12 protein-coding genes and 1 pseudogene are annotated in these 20,766 nt (G+C 70.9%); 9 read left to right on the top strand and 4 right to left on the bottom strand.

Annotated features, from left to right (window positions below):
• The first annotated feature begins 44 nt into the window (after positions 1-44).
• Positions 45-1,073 carry a hypothetical protein gene (locus WMF28_RS00770; RefSeq protein ID WP_437600075.1) on the top strand — a complete coding sequence of 343 codons (1,029 nt, stop codon included), beginning with the start codon at positions 45-47 and terminating at the stop codon, positions 1,071-1,073.
• A gap of 868 nt (positions 1,074-1,941) precedes the next feature.
• The gene (locus WMF28_RS00765) at positions 1,942-2,535 is read left to right on the top strand and encodes a hypothetical protein (RefSeq protein WP_437600074.1); all 594 of its coding nucleotides are present in this window, start codon (positions 1,942-1,944) and stop codon (positions 2,533-2,535) included.
• A gap of 152 nt (positions 2,536-2,687) precedes the next feature.
• Here the strand turns inward: WMF28_RS00765 and WMF28_RS00760 are convergent, their stop codons facing one another.
• On the bottom strand, positions 2,688-5,699 hold the full coding sequence (locus tag WMF28_RS00760) for a PEP/pyruvate-binding domain-containing protein (RefSeq protein WP_437600073.1): 3,012 nt from the start codon (positions 5,697-5,699) through the stop codon (positions 2,688-2,690).
• Positions 5,700-6,149: 450 nt separating this feature from the next.
• Here WMF28_RS00760 and WMF28_RS00755 point away from each other — a divergent pair, with 450 nt between their 5' ends.
• Positions 6,150-7,574, top strand: coding sequence for a M20 family metallopeptidase (locus WMF28_RS00755; protein ID WP_437600072.1), 1,425 nt, complete (start codon positions 6,150-6,152; stop codon positions 7,572-7,574).
• 115 nt (positions 7,575-7,689) lie between these two features.
• Here WMF28_RS00755 and WMF28_RS00750 read toward each other — a convergent pair whose 3' ends face one another.
• The gene (locus WMF28_RS00750; protein WP_437600071.1) at positions 7,690-10,266 is read right to left on the bottom strand and encodes an ATP-binding protein; all 2,577 of its coding nucleotides are present in this window, start codon (positions 10,264-10,266) and stop codon (positions 7,690-7,692) included.
• Between the two features lie 488 nt (positions 10,267-10,754).
• Between WMF28_RS00750 and WMF28_RS00745 the strand changes: the two genes are divergently transcribed.
• The 4 genes from WMF28_RS00745 to WMF28_RS00730 all read left to right on the top strand — a co-directional run bounded on the left by WMF28_RS00745 (position 10,755) and on the right by WMF28_RS00730 (position 15,465).
• The gene (locus tag WMF28_RS00745; RefSeq protein ID WP_437600070.1) at positions 10,755-11,387 is read left to right on the top strand and encodes an RNA polymerase sigma factor; all 633 of its coding nucleotides are present in this window, start codon (positions 10,755-10,757) and stop codon (positions 11,385-11,387) included.
• Entirely contained in the window at positions 11,378-12,652 is a 1,275-nt protein-coding gene (locus WMF28_RS00740; protein WP_437600069.1) for a FecR domain-containing protein, read from the top strand. The genes WMF28_RS00745 and WMF28_RS00740 overlap by 10 nt, the downstream gene beginning before the upstream one ends.
• A gap of 65 nt (positions 12,653-12,717) precedes the next feature.
• On the top strand, positions 12,718-13,752 hold the full coding sequence (locus tag WMF28_RS00735; protein ID WP_437600068.1) for a hypothetical protein: 1,035 nt from the start codon (positions 12,718-12,720) through the stop codon (positions 13,750-13,752).
• 75 nt (positions 13,753-13,827) lie between these two features.
• Complete coding sequence (locus tag WMF28_RS00730) at positions 13,828-15,465, top strand: hypothetical protein (protein WP_437600067.1); 1,638 nt, start codon at positions 13,828-13,830, stop codon at positions 15,463-15,465.
• A gap of 23 nt (positions 15,466-15,488) precedes the next feature.
• On the opposite strand, the gene WMF28_RS00725 is transcribed toward WMF28_RS00730, so the two are convergent.
• Complete coding sequence (locus WMF28_RS00725) at positions 15,489-16,481, bottom strand: amidohydrolase family protein (RefSeq protein WP_437600066.1); 993 nt, start codon at positions 16,479-16,481, stop codon at positions 15,489-15,491.
• Between the two features lie 265 nt (positions 16,482-16,746).
• Between WMF28_RS00725 and WMF28_RS00720 the strand changes: the two genes are divergently transcribed.
• The gene (locus tag WMF28_RS00720) at positions 16,747-17,538 is read left to right on the top strand and encodes a hypothetical protein (protein WP_437600065.1); all 792 of its coding nucleotides are present in this window, start codon (positions 16,747-16,749) and stop codon (positions 17,536-17,538) included.
• A gap of 806 nt (positions 17,539-18,344) precedes the next feature.
• Here WMF28_RS00720 and WMF28_RS00715 read toward each other — a convergent pair.
• Positions 18,345-19,223: pseudogene (locus WMF28_RS00715) on the bottom strand (PA4780 family RIO1-like protein kinase); the annotation flags it as partial.
• A gap of 230 nt (positions 19,224-19,453) precedes the next feature.
• On the opposite strand from WMF28_RS00715, the gene WMF28_RS00710 reads away from it, so the two are divergent.
• Positions 19,454-20,548 carry a CAP domain-containing protein gene (locus WMF28_RS00710; RefSeq protein WP_437600064.1) on the top strand — a complete coding sequence of 365 codons (1,095 nt, stop codon included), beginning with the start codon at positions 19,454-19,456 and terminating at the stop codon, positions 20,546-20,548.
• Positions 20,549-20,766 lie beyond the last annotated feature (218 nt).

Here is a 20,766-nt window from a genome sequence, read left to right as displayed (position 1 = left end):
GGACGGGGCGAGGAGAATCGCGGGACCATGGTCGAGGTGTCGCGATGAGCGATGGGACCCACAGCGGGCGCCGCCAGGCGCCGAACAAACGGCCGCCTCACCCGGCGACGGTCGCGCAGCCGAAGGCGCCGCATCTCGCGTCCGCCCCGGGCAAGGGGCGGCCGCCTCACCCGGCGACGGTCGCGCAGCCGAAGGCGCCGCGTCTCGCGTCCGCCCCGGGCAAGGGGCGGCCGCCTCACCCGGCGACGGTCGCGCAGCCGAAGGCGCCGCGTCTCGCGTCCGCCCCGGGCAAGGGACGGCCGCCTCACCCGGCGACGGTCGCGCAGCCGAAGGCGCCGCGTCTCGCGTCCGCCCCGGGCAAGGGGCGGCCGCCTCACCCGGCGACGGTCGCGCAGCCGAAGGCGCCGCATCAGGCCCTCATCGCTCGGTCCCCCGTGGCTCAGCGGGCGGAAGCGACCTACGACGTAGCCACGTGGAAGTTCACTGCCTTCAAAGCTCACCTCGCGGCCAACGACAAGCTCGACAACGAAGATTGGGATGCCTACAAAAATCGGATCCTGGGGGCTTTCAGGAATTATGACCCCGGTCGACAGGCGAAGTTTTTCGACAACGCCGTGACCGCCCGCCAACAGGTGTGGAAGCAGAAGCAGTCCACCAGGTCGCCCAAGAAGCCCAGCAAGGAGACGCTGTGGTCCAGCGCGTTCCGTTACAACGACAACAGCAAACGCTGGACCCCGGCAACACATACCAAACCCAAGCAAAATGCCAACAGGCGCACCACGACCAACAAGCACGCAGAGCAGAGCCTGTTCAGCACGATGCAGCTGCCCACGACCTCCGGATGGATCGGCTTCGTGCAGAATGAATGGCCGTGTAAAGGTGAAGGATGCTGCTCATTCTTTATCGGAGTATCCAAGCTTGACAACGTGGCGGGCGTGGTTTTCACGGTGCAAGGCTCCGGGGGGTACGCCACCGAGCACGGTCGCGAGATAGGATCCAGCGGGCATGTCTATTTCTGCGATGGGAACATGACGTACGACCCGCCCCCGGGTGCCCCGGACCCGCCCCCCTGACCATCGCTTCTCGCTGGCGGCGCAGGCGGAGTAGACCCAGGGGTCGAAGTGGTGCGCGGGGCCGAGCGCAATAGCGGAGCCGTCACTGCGGAGGAGGAGGAGGAGCGAAGGAGGCCACCATCCCACCAGCTCCTGCGCACCTCGTCCTCGTTGAACGAGCTGTTGTCCGTCTCCTCCACGGTAGGGACCCAGTACCCGCAGCTCGAATCGAAGTCGACGTCAACAGCGGTTGTTGTGCCACGCGTCGATCTCCCAGTCCTCTCTCCAGTACGAGAGCTTGTTCTCGTCCTCTCCGCCGCGCTCGGGTTCGCGCGGATGCGCGAGAGCTACATGCCTCCTGGCGGCGCGAGGCGCGCGGCGATGTGACGGCGTGAGCCGCCGCCCTGACGGACAAGTGCGTCCGGCTCCATCCCCCGCCCGCGAGCAGCGTCAAGCGCCAAAGAGCGCGTGGCTATGACAGACCATGTCCGACCGGGTCGACACCTCGATAGCGCCCCCTTCCTCTCCAGTTCTCCACAGGCGTTCTCCACAGGACATCCCCTGGACAACAGCTGGATTCTGTCGATTACCCTCGCCGCGCGTGTCTCTCCTCGTCATGGCCATTCGCACCCCCTGGCGGAGCCCCGCGCCGCAGGGGAGACCGGCGCCATCGCTCGATGTAAATACGCGTAATCACAACGATTTCTCTGACCACGGGCGCCACCATCCACCCCTGACGGGTTGGGACAATGTCCGTCCGAGCGATCCCTTCCCCGACGGGTCGAAGATGACTATCCATGGTAGACATCAAGGACGCGGCGCGACGGCGTGTCTCTCGCACGACGCGCGCGAATGGCGCGCCGGAATGCTTCGTTCTGGAGGAGACTTCATGGAAAAAATCTCGCTCACGTACTTTGTCGACTTCGTTCTCAAGGCCGGGACGCCCAAGCTGACCGGCGTCAGGGACCTCAAGGACCGGAAGGACGAGCTCCACACGGACTTTTACAGGCAGGTGCGAGAGGCGATCGTCGACATGCACAGGAGCGGAGAGCCCACCAGCGTGCTCGACGGCTTCCTCGCCGCCCAGCACGACGAGCGGCGCCGCCGCATCTACCCGTCGGTGGTGAACGGATATCGCAAGTTCCTCGCCTCGGCCAGGATGACGTGGTTCGAGCCGCCGGTGTCGACGTATCGCCTCGGCGATCTCGAGATCAACGTCAACCCGGAGCTCGGGCTCGTCATCGATGGGACGCCCCATGTCATCAAGATGTATTTCCGCGGGGAGCCTCTGTCGGCCAAGCGCGTCTCGGTCGTGCTGAACCTGCTCATGAACGGACTCGCGGAGAGCACGCCGGGCGGCGCCTTCGCGGTGCTCGACGTGCGGAACGCCAAGATTCACAGCTTCAAGGTGCCGAACCCGCGGCTCAGCCTGCTGCTCCGCGGTGAGGCGGCCTCCTTCGCCACCATCTACACCGGGTTGTGATCGCGGCGCCGCCGCAGGATAGCCCGCGCAGAGCCATTCCGGCCTGTCAAGAATGAGGCGATCGGTCGGCTGCTCGGGCTGCCGGAGGGGTGAGCGAGCCGGGGCCGAACGTCGAGCCCGCCGCTCGCGTGGACTCGCGGGACGGGAACGGGCTAGTACTCGCGGCAGTCGCCCGGCGCCTGGAGCGCGCCGAAGCTGTAGGGCCGCGCCTGCTTGACCAGCAGCCGGCGCTCCGGCCCCATCAGCTTCCATTCGATCTGCATCGCGTACAGCCGGTTCTCCCCGTCCGGGTCCACGAGCGGCCTGTAATGGTCGTGGATCGACTTGAGCACGCAGCCGAGCCGCTGGACCTCCGGGAACGACAGCACGTCGCGCCCGCGCGACAGGCTCGAACGCGCGTGGTACTCCGCCTTGATCGTGCGGGGCGGCGGCGTGTACACGATCTCGTCGCTGCTCACGCCGGGCGCGGGGTTTGTGACCGACGCCTCCCCGATCTGGGCGTTGATGTAGTACTGGCTGTCGCGGGTCGCATCGAGCGCGTTGCGGCTGATGCCCACGCCCTGCGCGCGCTCCGATTGCCAGGCCTGGTGCACGAGCACGGCCATCGCCGCGCTCGCCTGCTCGACGTGGCCGAACTCGCGCTCGTCGTAGGCGCGCGTGTTCCAGAGGCTCGACCAGACCGTGAGCAGCGCGCCCTCGAGGGAGCTCGACGCCGCGTCCAGCTCGCCGCTCGTCGACGTGTGCAGCCCCGCGCCGTTGAAGGTCGCCAGATCCTCGGTGTTGCTGCTGCTGCGCAGGCGCACGCGGTCGCCGCCGAAGCGTCGTTTGACGGCGGCCGTGACCTCGCCCATGAGATCGCGATCGACCGGGTGCGCCAGCATCCGCGCGCGCACCTGCGCCAGCCCCTCGGCGTGCGCGTGCGGATCGGCACGGAACTCGGGATCCTTTTCGAGGTCGGCCAGGAGCTCCGCCGCGCCGCTCGCCTGGAAATGATCCATGTAATGCGCGAACGGAATCGCGAACGCAGCGGGCGGCACGTATAGCGGCACCAGGTCGGTCGGGCAATACGGCCCCACGCCGCTCACGCGGTACAGCTCGGCCATGCCTGCCGCCTTGGAGCCGATGCTGTCGCTCATCGAATAGCCCGCGGCGTCGAGCGACACGATCCCGCGCACCGAGAGGTCGAGCGCCGGCGCGAGCCGCTCGCCGGTCGGCTTGCGCGCCTCCCAGTAAGCGTCCGCCTCCTGCGCGGTCGCCTCGCGGAGGTCGAAGTCCGACGCCCGCACCTCGAGCCGCACCAGCTTGCCGAACAGGCCCTTGAGCCGCTCGTCGTCGCGCGCGCGGCGCAGGGCCATGTTCGGCGTCCCCCGGCCGCGCGCCAGCACGTTCACGTGCGCCAGCGGCGTCTGGAACGCCTCGGTGATGAGGCCGCCCATGAACGCCGTCTCGTTCGGCACGTCGTCCGTCACCACGATCACGTTCGGGCCGAGCTCGGCCGTCTCCAGGTCGCGCGCCGGGACGAACGTCAGCGTGCCGAAGCCCTCGACCGGGTTGAGCGGCTGGTAGGTGAGCCCCTTGTAGGGCGCGTTCGGCCCGACCAGCGGCGCGCTCCCCTCGATCGCGCGCAGCTCGGCGATCTGGCGCGCCTCGGTGGGCCGGATCGCCCACGCCTGCGGGTCGGGCACCGCCTTCATCACCGCGAAGAACGCGCGTCGCATCTGCTCGCCGACGATCTTGTCGCCGGGAGAGAACTCGACGGTCTTTGTGCCGTTCGTGTGCTCCACCAGCGTGCCGAGGAGGTAGCGCCGGCCCTCGACGCTGAAGTACTCGGTCTGGCTGAACAGCCCCCAGCCGAGGTTGAACTCCGCGGCTTGCTCGGGGTCGCAGCGATCGAGGTGCGGCAGTCTCTGGATCTGCTCGCGGATGAAGGTGTAGTGGAGCGCCCACTGGCGCGTGCTCAACAGATGCACGGTGTCGTTCGCGGCCATGTCGATCACGAACTTGACGCCGGCCTCGCCGACCTCGGTGCCGCCCCTGGCCAGCTCGGCGAAATCGCCGGCGGTCTCCAGCCGACGCGCGCGCCCGCTCGCGAGCGCACGCCCCGGCAGCTCGGCGCAGCCCTCGTTCGCGGCGCCGGGGCTCGCCGCTGCGCAGAAGCGCGGCGTCCCGGTGGCGTCGGGCACGCGGGCCAGCGAGGCGCCTTCCGGCCATGCCATGAAGTCGACCCGATCGCTCGGCACCGGCCGGTCCACCTGCCGCAGCGTCACGATGCCCTCGAAATCCGGCGAGGCCTCGAGCTCGGCCGTATCGCCCGCGCTCACCGGAACGCTCACGCGCTCCCCGGGGGCGAGCGTGACCGACGGCTCTGGCCACGCGAGCAGCACGCCCACGCCGGCGCCGGGCATCGCCTGTCCCGGCGAGAGCGTCGCGAGGCTCAGCGCGAAGGCGTCGAGCGTCACGGCCTCGTCGCTCGCGTTCAGCACCTCGACGAACCCCGCGGGCCGCAGCGAGAGCTCCGAGATGACCAGCGGCCCGGCGATGGCCGGGAACGGCTCGGGCCACGGGAAAGGCGCGAAGTGGATGCCGTCGTCGAGGTTCGGCGGCTCCGGCGGATCGCAGGTCTCGCCGTTCTCGCGCTCGGGCGTGGCATAGCGGCAGATCGACGGCTCGCCCGTGCCGTCGGGCAGCCGCGCGTAGCTCTCGGAGCGCGGCAGCTCCGGCACCTCCATCACGTCGGCGAGCTCGCACGACGCCGACCACAGCAGCACGCGCGCGCCCGAGTTCGAGAGCTTGAACGGCAGGTGCCGCGGGCCCTGATCGGGCGTGTCGTCGGCCCAGAACAGCACCGCTCGACCCGGCTCGAGCGCCAGCTCCGGCAGCCGCGTCGCCTTGCCGAGCTTGTCGCCCAGAAAGTACTGCCCGAGATCGAGCGCGCGGTCGCCCATGTTGATGAGCTCGATGAAATCGTCCGTCTCGCCGATCTCATCGACCCACGCGCCGTCGTTGCCGGTCATCACCTCGTTGATGCGCAGGCCGCCGCTCGGCGCGGGCGCGCCGCCCGCAGGAGCCACGAAGTCGCATCTCGGCGGCTCCGGCGGGTCCGGCGGCTCCGGCGGTGGGTCGAGCGTCTCGCCCGAGCAGCCGACGAAGAGGGCCAACGACAAGAGGCTCGCCCCCGCACGCGCACGGCGCGAACGAGGGGGGCGGCGATCGAGGGATGAGCTTGCCGTCATGCCCGCTCCGTCAGCATGGTGTATGCCACGGCGGCCGGCGGCCGGCACAACCGACAAAAGTCAATAAATTCAATAATTTATACTCATGACCCAGCGTACCATGCGCCGAGCTGTGCCAGCTCACGCGCGGCCACCGTCAGGGGGCATCCCCGCTCGATTGGCCAGCAGCGACTCCCCCGTACATCACTCCCGTTTCCATGCGAAACCTCTCTGGGCAAATGCCTGTACCTCGGCGCGTGCGGAGCCCGTCCGCCTGCGCGCGCTCCGCGCGGCGCCCCGCCGAAGATGCCAGACCTCCCCGGTCGTCGGCCCCCCCGCGTCGCCGGCGCTGTAGAGTCCGTCCCGAAGATCACCGCCGTCCTCAACCCCCTGGAGAGATCCATGCTGACGAAGCTCGACGAGAGTGAAGCCGTCGCGTCCTGCGAGCGCTGCTGGGAGCAGGAGATCGTCCCCGCGCTCCACGACTACATCCGTATCCCCAACAAGTCGCCCGCCTTCGACCCCGCCTGGCGCGAGAACGGCCACATGGAGAAGGCGGCGTCGCTCATCGCCGCCTGGTGCAAGGCGCAGCCGATCCCGGGGCTCACGGTGGAGATCGTGCGCATCGCGAACCGCACGCCGGTGATCCTGATGGAGGTGCCGGGCCGGCGCGACGACACGGTGCTCCTCTACGGCCACCTCGACAAGCAGCCCGAGATGACGGGCTGGCGCGAGGGGCTCGGCCCCTGGGAGCCGGTGCGCGACGGCGACCGGCTCTACGGCCGCGGCGGCGCCGACGACGGCTACTCGGGCTTCGCGTCGCTCGCCGCGCTGCGCCTCCTGCACGAGCAGGGGCTGAAGCACGCGCGCTGCGTGGTGCTCATCGAGGGCTGCGAGGAGAGCGGCAGCCAGGACCTGCCGGCCTACATCGACGCGCTCGCGGACCGCATCGGCAAGCCGAGCCTCGTCGTGTGCCTCGACTCCGGCTGCGGCAACTACGACCAGCTCTGGACCACGACGTCGCTCCGCGGGCTCCTCCAGGGCACCCTCGAGGTGAGCATCCTGCGCGAGGGCGTGCACTCGGGCGTCGGCAGCGGCGTGGTCCCCTCGACCTTCCGCGTCCTGCGCCAGCTCCTGTCGCGCGTCGAGGACGAGCGGACCGGGCGCGTCCTCGTGGACGCGCTGCACGTGCAGATCCCGGACGAGCGCGTGGCGCAGGCGCGGGCCGCGGCCGAGGTGCTCGGCGCGACGGTCGTGAGCGAGCTGCCGTGGGTGCAGGGCGCGGGCCCGGTGACCGGCGACGTGGCGGAGCTCCTCCTGAACCGCACCTGGCGCCCGGCGCTCTCGGTGACCGGCGCCGACGGCCTCCCGCCCCTCGCCAGCGCGGGCAACGTGCTGCGCCCGTTCACGAGGGCGAAGCTCTCGATGCGCATCCCGCCGCGCGTCGACCCGAGGAAGGCGGCGGCGGCCCTGAAGCAGACGCTGGAGCAGGACCCGCCGTACGGCGCGCAGGTCCGGTTCCACGTGAGCGAGCCGTCGCCCGGCTGGGACGCGCCGGCGACGGCGCCCTGGCTGGAAGCGGCGGTGAGCAAGGCGTCGCAGGCGTTCTTCGGCCGGCCGGCGATGGGGATCGGCGAGGGCGGGACGATCCCCTTCATGGCGATGCTCGGGGAGAAGTTCCCGGAGGCGCAGTTCCTGATCACCGGCGTGCTCGGGCCGCAATCGAACGCGCACGGTCCGAACGAGTTCCTGCACCTCGGCATGGGGAAGAAGCTGACCTGCTGCGTGGCGAGCGTGATCGCGGACCACGCCGCGCGGCCGCGCTGAGCGGGGTCGCGGTCGCATCGGCCCGGAGAGAGCGCGCATGAAGGCTGGAAGGCGGGAAGATCATTGAGCTTTTCTTCCAATTTCCGGCCTTCGGTCTCAGGCAGGACCACGCCCCTCAGCGGGCGCGCGCGGCCCCGCCGGGGGCGGACGCGAACGTGAGCACGACCCTCGCCCCGCGCTCGCGGCCTTCCTCGATCCGGATCGATCCGTCGAAGCTCTTCATCCGGTTCGCCGAGAAGTGCAGCCCGATGCCGTTCGCTCCCTCCCGGGTCGTGAACCCGTACTGGAACACCTGCATCCGCGCGCCCTCGGGGACGCCTGGCCCGTTGTCCTCCACGGCGCAGCACACCTCGGCCCCGTCCTGCCATGTCGCGATCTCGATCCAGGGCTCGCGCGTCTCCCCCTCGCCGAACGCCGCCCGCGCGTTGTCGAGGAGGTTGTAGAGGATGGTCAGCAGATCATGGCGGTTCGCGACGATGTCGTCGATCGGCCGCAGATCGAGCCGGAGGGCGACGCGCGCGCTCACGAGCGCCACCCCGTGCACGTGCAGCGACTCCTGGACCACCTCGCTCACGGAGAGCCGCTCCGTGCGGTACGCGTTCCTGTACGCGTACCGCTCCTGCGCGCGGATGGCGTCGCGGATGACGTCGAGCTGCTCGCGCACGCGCTCGACGTCCGCCGCGGTCTCCGCCTGCTCCTGCTCCAGGGCGGCGAGCGCCAGGTCGACGTAGCGGCGCAGGCTCTCGCTGCGCGGCTCGTCCGCCGGATCCGCGACCTCCGGACCGCCCCTCATCAGCTCGGAGAGGGCCCTCGTCAGGCGCGGGAGCCGCGACCTCCCGAGGCGCTCCCGCACGAGCTCGGCCGTGACCCCGGCGCTGCTCAGCGTGTTGCCCACGCTGTGGAGGACGTCCATCGCGACCTGCGCCATGCCCGAGTGCCGCGCGATCTCGGCCTGCTCCGCGCCGAGCTGCTGGTATGACCGGTACAGCCGCACCATCGACCGCACGCGCGCCAGGAGCTCCCGCGGGGAGAACGGCTTCACGAGGTACTCGTCGGCGCCGCCGTCGAGCCCCGACGCGACCGCCTCGTCGTCGGCGCGGGCCGTGACGAGGATGACCGGCACGTGGCGCAGCACGGGGTGGGCCTTCAGCCAGGCGATGAGCTCGATGCCCGACATCAGCGGCATCATCATGTCGGAGACGATGACCTGCGGGGGCGAGCGCTCGATCAGCCGCTGCGCCTCGAGGCCGTTCGTCGCCTCCAGGAGGCGGTAGCTCGGAGACAGCAGCGAGCGCATGAACTGCCGCATGTCCGGGTTGTCGTCGACGAGCAGCAGCAGCGGCCTGTCCGCCTCCGCGCCCGGCCGGGCGGCGGACGGCGGCCCCGGCGGTCTGCTCGACAGGCGCCCGTCGCGCGGCGCGCCGGCGCCCTCCTCCGGCCCGCCGCCGCCGGCCGAGATCGCCACGGGCGGCAGCGAGCTGAGCCAGCGCCGCGTCTGCGCGGTGCTGTTCTCGCTGCGCGACCCCGGCCCGGCGTCGTCGACCGCAAGCGGCAGGCGCACGCGGACGGTCGTCCCCTGGTCGCTCTCGCTCTCGATCGCGACCGAGCCGCGCATGAGCTCCGCGAACTGCTTGACCAGCGAGAGCCCGAGCCCCGTGCCCTCGTACCTCCGCTTCACCGAGCCGTCGACCTGGGTGAACTTCGAGAACAGCTTGCCGAGCTCGCCCCGCGGGATGCCGATCCCCTCGTCGCGCACGCTGAGCTCGAACCACGCGTCGTCGAGCGCGCGCAGCGCGACCTCGACGTGCCCCCCGGGGTGGGAGAACTTCAGCGCGTTGCTGATGAGGTTGAGCAGGATGCGCTCGTACTTGTAGCGATCCAGCAGGACGACGCCGACCGCGTCGCCGGTCATGGCCAGGGTCCGCCCGCGGGCCACCGCGCTCGGCCGGATATCGCTCAGCATCAGCGAAGTGAACCGGTTAACGTCCACGGGCTCCCAGTCGACCTCCATGCGCGCCGCCTCCGCCTTGGAGAAGTCGAGGAGGTCGCTCACCACATTGAGGAGCCGCGCCGTGTTGCGGCGGATGAGCTCCAGCTCGTCGCGCACATCGCCCGGCAACGCCGTGTGCTGGGTCTCGAGGAGTCGCTCCAGCGGGGACAGAATCAGGGTGAGGGGTGTGCGCAGCTCGTGGCTCACCGTGGCGAGGAAGTCGCTCTTGGCGTTGTTGGCGCGCTCCGCCTCGTCCTTGGCGCGGGCGAGCGCGAGCTCGGTGTGCTTGCGATCGGTGATATCGGTCCAGGAGCCGAGGATGCCGAACACCTCGCCGTTCTCGTCCTTGAGCGGCACCTTGCACGTGAGCAGGTACCGCTGGCTGCCGTCGGCCTGGCGCTGGGTCTCCTCGATGTTCAGCATCGGCTCGCCCGAGGCCATGACGGCCTTGTCGAGGCGGATGTAGTTCTCCGCCTCCTCGGGGGTCCAGGGCAGGTCGTGGTCGGTGAGGCCGATGATGTCGTCCGCGCGGCTCAGCCCCGCTCCCCGGGCGCTCATCTCGTTGGTGCCGAGGTAGATGCAGTCACGGTCCTTCCACCAGATGCTGTAAGGAAACGTCGAGATGATGTGCCGTAAGAGCTGCTCTTGGTGGGTTTCGGCCAGGCTCGGCTGCTTGCGCTTTCGCTCTTTCGAATCCGACATAGGAAGGCCGTGACGACGGGCGGAGCTCTCCGTGGCTGTCCGCGCGGCGCTCCTGACCGGCGGCCCCCACGCGACCTCCCTGCAGTCTGGCTGCTCCGCGGGCCGCCGGGGATGGATCTGAGACCCGTTGAGCATCCTATCTCACGCAATGGCTCCCGCGCAAACCCTCGGGGGCCGGGGCGCCGCGCGGACCGGGGGCGTCGCGGCAATGCGGCCCGGGGACGCGCGAGCAGGCGCGGCGAGCCGCGGTGTGTCGGCAGGGAGGCGCGGTGGTGGGAGACATCGCATCGGGGGGAGCCGGACGGGGCGTCCCGCGGAGCGTGTCATTAGATGAACCGGTTAAGTCATGAGCGAGGAGGAGGTGCGGGGGAAGGGCGATGTGGGGCGGGAGCGGCCGGGCCACAGGACGCCGATCGTGGGCGCGGGCGGCGCGGCTCGCCCTGGATGAGCCGTCGCGACGGGGTCCGGCCATCTAACGGGCTACCGCGATGTCCGTGCACCTCCGCGTCGTCCGAAAGCCTCGTCCACCGGACCGCCCTGCCGGCGCGCAGCCCACCTCGCCCGACCTCCTGCGCGGCCTGCACGCCCGGAATCCCGCGGCGGAGCGCCGCCTGCTCGACGCGTATGCGGGCCTCGTCGAGCGGATGCTGTTTCGCATCCTGGGCGACATCCGGAGCCTGGAGGACCTGGTGCAGGACGTGTTCGCCCGGGTGTTCTCGCGCATCGACGACGTGCGCGAGCCCGAGGCGCTGAAGCCGTTCATCACCGGCGTCACCGTGTTCGTCGCGCGCGAGGCGATCCGCAGGAAGCGGCGTCACCGCTGGCTCGCGTTCTTCGCGAGCGACGAGCTGCCGGAGATCGCGGCCAGCGTCGATCCGGAGGCGCGGCAGGGCGTGCGCGCCTTCTACCGGGCGCTGGAGACGCTCGATCCCGACGAGCGGCTCGCCTTCACGCTGCGGATCGTCGAGGGCCAGGAGCTCACCGAGGTGGCCGCCGCGTGCAACGTGTCGCTGGCGACCATCAAGCGCCGGATCCACCGCGCGGAGCTCGCGTTCGTCGAGCGCTGCAAGGAGGACGAGGCGCTCTCCAGCTGGCTCGAGGAGGGCGACCGATGGACCTGAGGACCAAAGACGTCGAGGCCCTGGGGCGCCGGATCGCCGCGCACCAGGATGCCGCGCTCGAGCGGCTGGCGCGGCCCCGGGCCGCGGATCGGCTCCAGGCGATCTACCGCAAGGAGGCCGCGCTCTCGCTGCGCGCCAGCGCGGCTCCCTCCTCGCGGCGGGTCGGCCTCGCGCTCGCGGCGGCGTGCGTCGCGGCTGCGTTCGCGCTCGTCTTCGTGTTCGCGCTGTCGCGGCCGGGCGACCCGTTGACCTACCGGGTCGAAGGGTCGCCGGGCGCCGTCGGCCGGTGGGTCGCCGCCGACGCGTCGCGCGTCGGGCTCGACTTCTCGGATGGGTCGCGCGTGGATCTCGCGCCGGGGACGCGCGCCCGCGTGACCGAGGTCGGCCCGCTGGGCGCGGGCGTCCTCCTGGAGCGCGGATCGCTGCGCGTGCGTGTCGTGCACCGCGGCGACACCCGGTGGGTGGTGGCGGGCGGGCCCTTCGAGGTCCACGTGATCGGCACGGAGTTCGACGTCACGTGGGACACGGAAGCCGAGGAGCTCGCGGTCTCGATGATCGCCGGCCGGGTGCGCGTCCTGGGCCCCTGCGTCGAGCCGTCCGGGCGCGCCGTCGCCGCGCCCGAGTCGATACGGCTGACGTGCGCGGCGCCTCGCGCCGCCGCGCCTCCGGCGGCTGATCCGCAAGCGAGCCCGTCGGCGCAGGCTCCCGCCCTCCTCCCGAGCGCGAGCGCCGCCGCGCCCGCCTCCCCTGCCTCGCCGCCGGCTCGCGCGGCGGCGCCCCTGGCCGAGGCTCACTCCGCCGGCTGGCGCGCGCACCTCGCCGCGGGCAAGCTCGGCGACGCGCTCGCGGACGTGGAGCTCCTGGGCGTCGACACGGTGCTCGGGCGCGCCGGCGGAGCGGAGCTTGTCGATCTCGGCTCCGCGGCGCGGCTGGCGCGCAAGCCGGACCTGGCGGCCCGGTTCTACGAGGCGGCGCGCCAGCGGTTTGCCGGGAGCGACGCGGCGGCGGCGGCGGCGTACCACCTCGGCCGCATGGCGTTCGACGGGCGCGGCGCGTGGGCGGAGGCCGAGCGCTGGTTCGCGGTGTACCTCGCGGAGCGGCCCCGCGGCGCGCTCGCGCCGGAGGCGCTCGGCCGCTCCCTGGAGTGCGCGAGGAACCTCCGGCTCCACGCGCGCGCCCGCGAGCTCGCCGCGCGCTATCTCGCGGCCTACCCGAACGGCGCCCACGCCGGGCTCGCGGCGGCGCTCGCCGGTGGGGCGGATTGAGCCTGCGCCCGCGGAGATCACGGGGGTCGGGCCGGCGCCGGCGGAGCTCGCCGGGAGCACGCGCCGTGGCGAGCTCGACGTGCGGCGCGCTCGCCGCCTTCCTGGCGCTCGCGGCGCCGTGCGCCGCCGACGCGCCGTCGCCGGTCACCGTCGTGGCGGGCGCGCGCGGGGCGCTGGCGCACCGGCTCTCGCAGGAGCTCGAGGCGGCGGGCCTGCGGGTGCAGGTCGAGGCGAGCCCAACGGCGGTGGCGCCCGGCGGGCTGCTCATCGTCGTCCCCGAGGGCGAGGAGGGGGCCATCGAGATCTGGTCGGAGTCGGGCGGACGGGCGGATCTCGTCGCGAGCGTGGCGCCCGACGGCCCGCTCGACACCCGAGTGCTCCGCGCGGCGGAGCTCGTGCGGGCGCTCCGGTCGGTGGCCCGCGCCCCCGCCGGCGCGACGCCGCCGGCCGTCGTGCCGGCGCCGCTCCCGCCCGCGCCCGTCGCGCCCGTCGCGCCTCCGGCCGTTGTGCCCGCCGAGGCGTGGCGCAGCCCTCCGCTCCGCGCCTGGGCGCCGCCCCCGCCGCCGTTCCCGGTGCCCGCGGCGCCCAGGGCCGCGCTCGTCGATGTGGGCGTCGCGATCGCCGTCGGATGGCAGGCGCCGGGCGCGTCGCTGGCGCTCGACGCCTCGCTCCGGATCTGGCCCTCGGCCCGGATCGGCGTCGGGCTCCTGGCGAAAGTGCCAGTCGTCGGCCCGGATATCGAGGCGTCGGAGGGCAAGGTCGGCTTTCTCCCCGCGCTCTTCGGCGCCGAGCTCGTCCTCGCGCCCATCGCGAGGAGCCGTCGCTTCGGGCTCGTCCTCTCCCCCGGCCTGGGTCTCGGTTATGTGAGCGCGTCCGGCGACGCGAGACCGCCCTACGTCGACAGCGACGAGTCCACGTTCACCGCCCTCGTGTATGGGCGAGGCGAGGCGCGTTTTCGGCTCATCGACTCCTTGTATCTCACGGCAGGCGCGCTCGGCGGCGCGGCGATCCCGCCTGTCGACATCCGGATCGCAGGGCGGGTCATCTCGACGTTCAGCCCGCTCGCGTCCTTCTCGCTCGGCGTCGTCGTCCAGCGATGAGCCGCCGCGACGACGGGCGGCCATTCATGGAAGCACGACACGCGTGCTTGTTCAAACGCGAGCGGAGGGTTCTCCTTGAAACAGCTCATCGTACCTGGATGCATTGTACTCGTCGCGCTCGCCACCGCGTGCGACAGGATCCCGCTCGATCCCATTCACGGCCATGGCGCCGGAGGTGATGCGACGGGAGGAGGCGGCAGCGGCGGCAGCGGCGGCGCCGGCGGCGGCAATGGCGGCAGCGACGGCGCCGGCGACGGCGGCAATGGCGGCAGCGGCAGCGGCAGCGGCGGCGGCAATGGCGGCAGCGACGGCAGCGACGGCGGCAATGGCGGCAGCGGCGGCAGCGGCAATGGCGGCAGCGGCGGCGCACCCGGCACCGGCGATTCTCTCTGGAGCCGGCAACTCAGCGCGAACGCAGACCGAGCCAGCCTCTGGGCGGGCAGCCGCATCGCCGTGGAGGAAGCCGGCAACGTCGTCCTCGCGACGGGGATTGCCGATGGCGTCGATTTCGGCGACGGTCCGCTCTCGACCGGGGGCAGCGACGCCTTCGCCCTCGCGAAATTCGACGGCGAAGGAGGTGTCCTCTGGCACAAGGAATTCTCCCGTTTCACCTACGCGCGTGACATCGCGGTCAACCAGGCGGGGCTCATTGCGACGACGGGGTGGGTTTCCGCCAGCAGCATCGATCTCGGAGGCGGTCCGCTCGTGGGATCGGACGGATCGCTCGACGCCTTCGTGGCCGTCTTCACGGCAGACGGAGATCACGTATGGTCGACCCGGTTCGGCGCTGACGCCTATCAATACGCGGACAGCATCGCCATGGACGCAGCCGGGAACGTCGTCGTGGCAGGGAGCTTCCATCAACAGATCAGCCTCTGCGGCGCCACGCTGACCAGCACCGATGAGCTCGACTCGTTCATCGTGAAATTCGACCCTGCGGGGCATTGCCTCTGGAGCAAGCACTTCGACGGCTATACGGAGATCCACAACGTCGCTCTCGACGCGTCGGGCAGCATCGTCCTCGCCGGCAGCTTCGGCTCCTACCTCGTCGAGGCGCTCGACCTCGGCGGCGGGCCGCTGTTCTCCGCGGGCCGCGACGATATCTTCGTGGCGAAGCTCGATGCTGCCGGAGAGCACCTCTGGAGCAAGCGGTTCGGCGACGCCGCGATCCAGAGGGCGTACGGCGTCGCGGTCGACGGCGCTGGAGACATCGTCATCAGCGGGACGTTCCTCGGGAGCGTGGATTTCGGCGGAGGTCCGCTGGTGAGCGCAGGAGGGTTCGAATATCTTGAGTCCGGCTCTATCACGTGGGGCGGCAACGCCTTCGTGACCAAGCTGAACCCGGCAGGCGAGCTCCTCTGGGCCAAGCGCCTCGGGCAGCATGGGCCACAGACGGCGCTGGACGTCGCGACGACCGTGGACGGCGATATCGCCATCACCGGCTTCATGTACGGCGACGTCGACTTCGGCACGGGCCTGATGGCCTGCACCTATGGCGATGCCTTCGTCGCGAAGCTCGATGCGACGGGCACCGTGCGCTGGGTGAAGCACACCGGCGACAGGGGGGACCAGTACGGCTATTCCACGGGCATGGACGCGGCCGGCAACGTGTTCGCCGCCGGGCCGTTCCTCGGCACGATCGACTTTGGCACGGGGCCGCTGGTGAATCCGAGGCTCGCCCTGGATCTTTTCCTCGCGAAGTTCGGCCCCTGAGGCCGCGGGCGGCGGGACGACATTCACCGCAGGCAGGGGCCGAGCCACCGCGCGGCGTTCTGACCGAGGACGGGGTCGAGGTGCTCGGGGGGAAGATGAAGGCCCTGATAGGTGCCGAGGACGCGGGCTGATTGACCTTCGGTTCGACGAAAGAAACGAAAATTCTCCGCCTTCAAGAGACCCATGTTCGACTCCGCCTGCAGGTCCCACATCTCCGTGGACGTGGGGTTCAGCCCGCTCGTCACGAGATCGGTCCCGAACAGGAAGCGCTCGGGCCAGCGAGAGAACAGCCCGAGGAGCTGGGCGCGCTCGCGCTCGAGGTTCGCAAACCCCTCTGCCGCCGGGCCGGCAGAGCCATGGCTCGTATCGACGAGGAGGCGGGGAAACGCCTGCATCAAGGACTCCACGCGCGCGAGATCGGTGCGGCTGCCGCAGAGGTGTGCGCACGCCACCCGCAGGCTGGGGAAGGCGCGCAGGACCGCCTCGAGCTCGCTCCGGTAACGGACGGTGTTGGCATGAAGGAGAACCGGGAGAGCCTGATCGGCGAGCGCCTGCCACATCGCCTGGTGCGATGGGTCGTCGAGGGGACGCTCGTGGAAGAGGTTGTGCCCCTGGTAGAGCTTCACGCCGCAGGCGCCTCGGCGGCGGAGCTCGGCGAGGTACGGGAGGTCGTCGTGCCCCAGCTCCACGGTGACGAACGGAATGAGCTTCCCGGGGTGAGCCGTCGCCGCGTCGAGGACGATCTCGTTGCCTGCGCGGTAGCCGGAGAGCCCGGATCCGCCGCGGCCGCTGGTCAGGTCCGGGCTTGCCAGGATGACGGCGCGATCGATCCGATGCTTGGCCATGTGGGCGAGCAATGGTGCCACCGCGTCGGCCTGCGTCAGGTGCACATGGACGTCGATGACCTCCTTACCGGCCGACGGGGCCGGCGAGGAGCGGCATCCCAGGACGGCGGCGAGCGCGGCTCCCCACGCCACGCCGCGTACGCGAGCCCAGCGTTCCGCGTGCGAGACCATCGATAGAGGACGACGACGGCGCGAGCGACGAGAGCGACATGAGCGATGCGGATCCATGGCCGACAAGGATACGCGGCAGCCGGGCTGGCGCCACGAGGAATGGAGGGATGCATGAGAAAATGATGTGATTGACAATCCACATCCAACCCTGGTTCGTTCGACGTTCGACGCTCGCGCTTCGACAGCGAAGCCTCGCCTTGAAGGTCGTTATTCACCCGTGCCCAAAGGAATCTTTATGTCGTCCATCCGTAGCTCGATTCGTCTCATGGGTCTGGCAGCGCTCTACACCTTGTTGCTGGGAACGACGTCTTGCTCGCGTGAGCCGGACGACGACGTGGGCCCCGGCACTGGAGGCGCTAGCAGCGGCGGCGGCACCAGCACCAGCAGCACCAGCAGCACCAGCACCAGCAGCACCAGCAGCACCAGCGGCGGAGACGGTGGCAGCACCAGCACCAGCAGCACCAGCGGCGGAGACGGTGGCAGCAGCAGCACCAGCGGCGGCGGCGGCGGCAGCGGCGGCAGCAGCAGCGACAGTGGTGGAGCCGGTGGAAGCAGCGCCGAGACCGGGAGCGGCGGAGCGGCGGCTTGCGCAGATGACGCCTACGAGGGGAATGACGGGGCCCTCTCCGCGGCGCCGCTCGCCTATACAGCGGGGGGCAGCGGATCTCCCGACGCGTGGTTCTCGAGGATCGATTTTGTCCTCTGCCAGGGAGACGAAGACTGGTACCTGCTCGACACGTCTCTCGGGTTCGAAGAGGTCTACTGGAAGCTTCGCGTCCTGGCCGCCGGGGCAGAGCTCTGCGGCGCGAGCTGTGAGCAGTACACTCCCCCATCCCGTCCGGAGAACACGCTGTTCGTGGAGGTCTATAGCGCTGCCACGATGAATCTCATCGGATCTGAGCAGAGCGACCATGGACGGGTGTGGCTCGACGGCGAGGGGCTGGATTCGGCGGACGATCTGCTCCTCCGCATTTATGGGCCGCCCGAGGCGAGCTATCCGTACGACATCACGTTCATCGCCAAGTCCTACGAAGGAGAGGACGAGTGCGAGTGCTGAGCGTCGGTGAGCTCGGTCAGATCCATGCTCGGGACCATGCCCCCTGAGTGAGCCCTGTTTTCCAGGCAGCTATTCAGCTCGTCACCTCGTGGCCGGAGTCTGCGGAAGTTGTTCCCGTCATCGACTTCACGCTCGCGGAGGACGAGAGGTAGCTCGTCGGCGACATCAATCACTTCACCCGACGTGGGAACCGATGGCGTTCGGGTTCACCGCCGAGTAGCTGGGCACACGACCCACCCCCGTCATGGCGAGCGCTCGCCGCGGTCGTCGAGCCACAGCTGCGCTCGGAGCACGCCGCGCCAGCCCTGCGACGGGGCAAGCGGGTGTCCGGTGAGCCAAGAACGGCTCACCAGGCGCCGTCCCCGCGAGGCTTGACACGAGCGAAAGCTCTACGTTTATCCGCCCGCGCGGCGAGCCTGTCCCGGGCGCGTGTTCGTCCCGCCGCCCGCCTGTCCCGGGCGCGTGTTCGTCCCGCCGCCCGCCTGTCCCGGGCGCGTGTTCGCCCCGCCGCCCGCCTGTCCCGGGCGCGTGTTCGTCCCGCCGCCCGCCTGTCCCGGGCGCGTGTTCGCCCCGCCGCCCGCCTGTCCCGGGCGCGTGTTCGCCCCGCCGCCCGCCTGTCCCGGGCGCGCGTTCGCCCCGCCGCCCGCCTGTCCCGGGCGCGCGTTCGCCCCGCCGCCCGCCTGTCCCGGGCGCGTGTTCGCCCCGCCTCCCGCGTGTCCTGGGCGCGCGTTCTCCCCGCCGCCCGCCTGTGCTTCCTGAGCGTTCCGGCGCGCCCGGTCTCGCGGGCCGCTCGGTAGAATCACCACCTCGACCTTGCGAGGCGGGGGCGATACGCCCCGCATGTTCAGCCCCTGCGTTTCACGGCGGCGGCGCTCGTCGTGGTTGGCATCGCTGATGAGCTCCAGGACCGCCTCGGTATCGGCCCGCCTCGAAGACGCCCGGAAGCGACCGCTCAGCCGTGTCTCGGGCGTGAGCTGGCTGCACGAGTAGAGCTCCCACAGCTCCTGCGCGTAGGGGCGAGGCTGCCGGTTGGGAGCGAACCGGGAGAGGAAGCGCTGGAGGTTGTCGACGTCGCGCAGCAGCAGCTTTCGCGCGTTCTGATTGCTGGAAGCGTCCACTGCCTGCGGAAAATCGATGACGACCGGCCCGTCCGCCCCCATCAGCACGTTGAAGTCGGACAGATCGCCGTGCACGACCCCGGCGCTCAGCATCCGGACCGCTTCTGCCAGCAATCGGTCGAAGACCCTCACCGCCTCGTCGGGGCTCAGGCTCACCTCGGCGAGCCGCGGGGCCGGGTTGCCGTAGGCGTCGGTGATGAGCTCCATGATCAGCACACCGTCGATGAAATGGTGGGGGATCGGGACGCGCACTCCCGCGTCGCGCAGGCGGAAGATCATGTCCACCTCGGTCGATCTCCACGCGGCTTCATCCTGCGCACGACCATGGCGCGAGCGCTTGTTGATCGCGCGCTGATCGCGGCTGTTGCGCACCTTGCGCCCCTCGGTGTACTCCGCCCGGTTCTTGAAGGTCCGGTTCTGCGCCTCTTTGTAGACCTTGGCCACCCGAAGCTCGCCGCCGGCGCGCACCAGGAAGACCTCCGCCTCCTTGCCGCTCATCAGCGGGCGCACGACCTCCTCGATGAGCCCCTGGTCGGCCAGAGACGTGAGGCTGCTGGGAATTCGCATGTCGTTCTTGCTTCTCCGCCGGGGATCGCTCGCCGTCTTTTTAGTCGCACCACGTGGGGCGCCGCAACTGGATTGGTCCTCCCCCGCTTCCGCGGCCCCGCGGCCCCGCGGCGGCGCCAGGAGGCGGGGCGCCGCGCTCGCGCGCGAGGAGCCGTGCGTTTACGCCCGTCGCGCGCCCATGTAGGCTGGATGGCTGCCCGCTCACGTCGAGCGGCCCGGAGCCTTACACCATGGGATATCGCACAGAGCTTGTTGCGCCGAGCACGGCGCTTCTCCTGCTCGCCCTCTCCGCCGCGTGCACTGGCAACGCGGGAGCCCCGACGGCCACGGGAGACGCGGGTCCACAGGACGGCACGGGGGGCGAGGGCGCTGGCGAGAGGGGCGCTGGCGGCCGAGGGACTGACGCGAGCTCGGGCAACGCGGGCGCGGGCGCAGGCGATGCGGGTGCGGGCGGGGCGGGCGCAAGCGATGCGGGCGCGGGCGCGGGCGGGGCGGGCGTGGGCGCGGGCGGTGGCGGCGGCTCGACGGGTGAGCAGGTGTGCGCTCGCTGGAACGCCGACCGGAGCGACGTCAAGGAAGGCGCCTGGAACGGCGACGTGAGCTCGTGCGTGGGCGGCGAGGTCCCGGCCGCGGGGCGGGTGAACGCGGTCAAGCTCCTGAACCTCTACCGCTTCATCGCCGGGCTGCCCCCCGTCACCACCGAGCCGCTCCGCGACGAGAAGGCGCAGGCGTGCGCGCTGATGATGCACGCGAACGGCATGCTGTCGCACAGCCCGCCGCGGAGCTGGACCTGTTACACCGAGCTCGGCGCCGAGGGGGCCGCGACCAGCGTCATCTCGCCGACTCCCGGCGTCGAGAGCCTCGACCTCTACATGGCCGATCCCGGCAACGAGACAACGATCGGCCACCGCCGCTGGCTCCTCTCCGAGGAGCTCGGCCCGATCGGGCTCGGCTCCACGAGCGATTACTCCTGCATCGTGGTCCTCGGCGGGTCGGGCTCCGGCGATAAGCCGTTCATCGCATGGCCCGCGCCGGGCCCCTTCCCCTCGGGGGCCCTCCACGCCTCCTACGCGCCGCTCGACGAGACGGGCTGGACAATCCAGAGCTCGCGGATCGACCTCCGCGACGCGCAGGTGACGGTGACCGACGCCGGGGAGAACCTCCCGGTCCAGGTGACGCAGCTCGACCCGAACTTCGGCAGCGCCTTCGCGCTCCGCTTCAACCCGCAGGGCTGGAGTGCCCAGGCCGGTCACACCTACGCCATCCATGTGACCGGCGTGAGCGAGCCCATCGACTACGAGGTCGAGATCATCCCGTGCGAGTGATGCGGGGCAGAAGCTCGCCCGAATCGGGGAGGATGACCACGATCGTCTTGCCCTCGCTGTCTTCGAACCAGCCGCGTGGGACGTTCGACATGGAGCCTCTGGGGTGCGACGGCGCGCCCCCGCGGCCCCGAGCTCGGGGGACGTCGAGCGGGCAGCGAATGCGGCACCTGAAACACCAGCGGATATAACGCCCAACATAACGGACGGTCACCGCCGAG

This window comes from Sorangium sp. So ce590, from assembly GCF_051521365.1.
Lineage (GTDB): Bacteria > Myxococcota_A > Polyangia > Polyangiales > Polyangiaceae > Sorangium.
The sequence above is the reverse complement of the archived record's forward strand: the minus strand, read 5'-3'. Positions and strand labels throughout refer to the sequence as shown.